The 3,848-nt window shown below is 71.4% G+C and carries 3 protein-coding genes and 1 pseudogene; 3 read left to right on the top strand and 1 reads right to left on the bottom strand.

Features of this window, described 5'->3' with window-relative positions:
- On the bottom strand, positions 1-670 hold a 670-nt coding region (locus tag BHU15_RS36290; RefSeq protein ID WP_141726970.1), incomplete at its 3' end, for a four-carbon acid sugar kinase family protein.
- 284 nt (positions 671-954) lie between these two features.
- Here BHU15_RS36290 and BHU15_RS36285 point away from each other — a divergent pair.
- From BHU15_RS36285 to BHU15_RS36275, 3 genes and pseudogenes are all read left to right on the top strand, one after another.
- Entirely contained in the window at positions 955-2,502 is a 1,548-nt protein-coding gene (locus BHU15_RS36285; RefSeq protein ID WP_247748403.1) for an ABC transporter substrate-binding protein, read from the top strand.
- A 3-nt stretch (positions 2,503-2,505) separates the two neighbouring features.
- A complete protein-coding gene (locus tag BHU15_RS36280) occupies positions 2,506-3,435 on the top strand; it encodes an ABC transporter permease (RefSeq protein WP_069630988.1) in 930 nt (309 codons plus the stop codon).
- 3 nt (positions 3,436-3,438) lie between these two features.
- A pseudogene (locus BHU15_RS36275) lies at positions 3,439-3,848 on the top strand (ABC transporter permease); the annotation flags it as partial.

Below are 3,848 nucleotides of genomic sequence, written 5' to 3'. Positions count from 1 at the left end.
CGAGGGCGAGGGCGAGTCCGGCGGAGCCGGCCAGTACGACGCGGGGGTCGATGTCCAGGGTGGCGGCGAGCAGTGCGTCGAGGTCGGCGTCCGTCTCCGCGTCGGCGACGACGGGGAGTCCGGTGGCGAGCGCTTCGCGCAGGGCGGTGCGCGGGTGGTGGTCCGGACCCCGTACGGCCTGGAGTCCCAGGAACGCGACGGGGACGCCGAGTGCCTCGGCGACCGAGCGCGGTGGCGCGGCGGTCTCGGCGCGCCAGGCGTCGCCGGTGTGCAGGGGGACGCCGTCGGTGTGCAGGACACCGTCGCGGACGGTGCGGCGCTCGGCGGGCAGGGCGGGGGCGAGGAGCACGCCCCGGCCGGTGGCCGCCAGTGCGGCGATCTCGGCGGCGAGGTTTCCGCGCAGCAGGGAGTCGACCTTCTTGCAGACGACGGTGTCGGGAGCGAGCCCGGTCAAGGCGGTGGTGATCCGGGCGGCGGCGTCCGCGGCGGAGAGCTGGCGCGAGTCGAGGTCGAAGACGGTGGTGGTGCCGGCGGGCGCGGGGGTGTCCGTGCGCGGATCGAGCAGCACTCTTGTGCGTGTTGTGCGCGAGAGCAGTGCGGCGGCGGTCTCGGCCGCACCCGACAGATCGTCGGCGACTGCGAGTACCCGCTGACCGGGTCCGAGCGGCACGAGCCCTCCTCAGATTGGAACTTCCGCTGGTGGCGATGGAAGTGACACAGGCGGTGCCCGCACTGTGCGGCAACGCGTCCCGCCGGGCGGGGTGTTCTCGATACTGACACACGTTGCGCGATTTGCGCGAGAGGTCTTGCGCATCTCGCGCACACCGTGGCACGGTGACCGGCACGAAACACCTGGCACCCGCCGCCGGTGCATACCAACCGGGGTTTAAGCGCGAAGCGACCCCCGTCAATGTCAAGAGGTCAACGATGACCCGTTTCGATACCGGTCCGCCCATGAGCCGACGCACTGTGCTGCGTATCGGCGCCGGAGCCGGTGCAGGCCTCACCCTCGGTCTCGGGTCGGCGTGCGCCGGGCCCACCGGGGCTCCCGGGCCGGGCACGATCAGCCTGGGCTTCAACCGCTCCCTGGTCAGCCTGGACAACAAGCTCAACCAGTTCGACGCGGCCGTCACCGTGCAGCGCGCCGTCCGGCAGACGCTCACGCGGGTCGGCGAGGGACTCAAGCTCCAGCTCGTCCTCGCCGACCGTTTCGAACTCACCGCGCCCACCCGCTGGACGGTCCGGCTGCGCGCGGGCGTCCGCTACTCCGACGGCAGCCCGGTCACGGTCGCCGACGTGGCCACCGCCCTGAAGATGTACGGCCAGGTGAACGGCTCGTTCATCACCGGGTTCTTCCCCGAGCTGCCGACCGTCGAGCCGGTGGACTCCCGTACCTTCCATCTGCGCACGGGACGGCCCCTGCCGGTGCTCGACTACCTCATGGCCAACATCCTCATCACCCCCGCCAAGGCCAACCGCCCCGAGGAACTGTCGAGCGGCCTCGGTTCCGGGCCGTACACCGTGACGTCGGCCAACAGCGGCACCGGTGAGTACTCCCTGACCCGCAACACCAAGTACTGGGGCCCCCGTCCCCGTATCGACAACGTGCGGGTGCGGTTCGTGCCCGAGGAGTCGAGCCGGGTGATGGCGATGCGCGCCGGGGAGCTGGACGTCGTCGACTCCCTCACCCCCGACTCCGCCGACCAGCTCGACGGACTGCCCGGTGTGAGCATCCAGCGGGCCGCCGGCACCCGGATCAACCAGCTCTTCTTCAACTTCCGCAAGAAGGAGGGCCAGCCGCTGGCCGACCCCCGGGTCCGGCAGGCGCTGAGCCTGGCGGTGGACGGGCAGGCGCTGATACGCGACGTCCTGACCGGCTCCGCCGAGGCGGCGCGGGGCGTGGTGCCGCTCACCCTGGAAGGCGCGGTCCGCACCGGCAGTTACGTCCACGACCCGGGCAAGTCACGGAAGATGCTGGACTCGCTGGGAGTCCGGGGTCTCAAGGTGAAGATCATCTGGGAGACCGGCGAGTTCGCCGCCGACACCTCGGTGATGGAGGCCGTCCTGGAGATGCTGCGCGACGTCGGCGTCGCCGCCACACTCCAGCAGTTCGAACCCGGCGGGGACATCCTCCAGTGGCGCCAGGGCCGTCGCGGCGACTGGGACATCCTGGGCAACGGCTTCGGCAGCCCCTCCGGCCAGGCCATCAGCACCCTCCAGGGCATGTTCGGCGGCACCGCGGAGAAGGAGAAGACCCGCGACACCTACCAGGGCTTCGTCGTCCCCCGGATCGCCGACGCGCTCAGCAACGCGTCGGCCGAGATCGACACCGCCCGCCGCCTGGCCCAACTGGCCACCACGCAGAAGGAGATCTGGGCCCTGTGGCCCGCTCTGTGGGCCTTCGTGCCCGACGTGGTCACCGCCCGGCGCGACCGCGTCCAGGACCTGGGACTGCAGTCCGTCAACTCCTACGACCTCGCCACCGTGCGCCTGGAGGGCTGAGCGATGCTCCGCTATCTGGCACGGCGTCTCGGACAGAGCCTGCTGACCGTCTTCATGACCGTCACCACCGTGTTCGTCCTGGTCCGCCTCGCCCCCGGCGACCCCGCCACCGCGTACGCCGGCCCCACCGCCACCACCGCCGATCTCGCGCGCGTCCGCGAACAGTTCGGCCTCGACAAGCCGCTGCTCAGCCAGTACGGCGTCTTCCTCCGCGACCTGGTCACCGGCAACCTCGGCACCAGCTACTCCTTCCGCACCCCCGCCCTGGACGTGGTCCTGGAACGGCTCCCCGCCACCATCACCCTCGCCACCTCCGCGATCCTGCTGACCACCGTCGTCGCCGTACCCCTCGGCGTGTGGATGGCCCGCCGCGCCGACACCGCCCGCGAACTCGGCGCCAACATCGTCACCATCGCCGGGCAGTCCATGCCGGACTTCTGGAGCGGCGTCATGCTGCTCACCGTCTTCTCGGTACTCATCCCCGTACTGCCCGCCTCCGGCTTCACCACCTGGGGCGGTCTGATCCTGCCCACCGTCACCGTCGCCATCCTCCAGATGGCGCTGATCTCCCGCCTCGTGCGCCGCGAGATGATGACCACGCTCGCCTCCCCCTACGTCACGGTCGCCCGCTCGCGCGGCGTCTCGGAACGCGGCCTGACCTGGCGGTACGCCATGGGCAACTCCAGCATCCCGGTGCTGACGGCCCTCGGTACCCGGTTCGCGGGCATGCTCAACGGTGTGGTCGTCGTCGAAGTCGTCTTCGGCTGGCCCGGCGTGGGCTCCCTCGTGGTCCGCGCCCTGGAGACCCGCGACTACCCGCTGATCCAGGCCACCGTCCTGGTCACGGCCGCCCTCGCCGTCCTCGTACAACTCCTGATCGACCTCGCCTACCCGCTGCTCGACCCGCGGGTACGTCTCGGAAAGGCGGCCTGAGCCATGAGCACCGCTCTGAAGTCCCCCGGCCCGGCCGCGTCGCCCAGCCGCCCCAGCGCCGTCACCGGCAAAGCGCTGGCCCGCGCCTCCGCCACCCGCCGCAGGCGCAGTTCCCGCCTGAAGCTGTGGGCCGGTTCCGTGTGCACCCTGCTGGTGGTGCTGCCCATCGCGCTGGCCTCCGTCCTGCCCCTGCCCGGCCCCGACTCCCAGGACCTGGGCAAACGACGGCTGGCGCCGCTGACCGAAGGCCATCTCTTCGGCACCGACCAGCTCGGCCGCGACCTGCTGTCCCGTGTGCTGCACGGCGGACAGGTCTCCCTGTCCATCGGCGTGCTCGCCGTCCTGGTGTCCGGAGTGATCGGCCTGACCGCCGGAGCCGCCGCCGGATACTTCGGCGGCTGGGTGGACGCGGT

Origin of the sequence: Streptomyces niveus (assembly GCF_001723055.1) — a bacterium.
GTDB lineage: Bacteria > Actinomycetota > Actinomycetes > Streptomycetales > Streptomycetaceae > Streptomyces > Streptomyces niveus.
The sequence above is the reverse complement of the archived record's forward strand: the minus strand, read 5'-3'. Positions and strand labels throughout refer to the sequence as shown.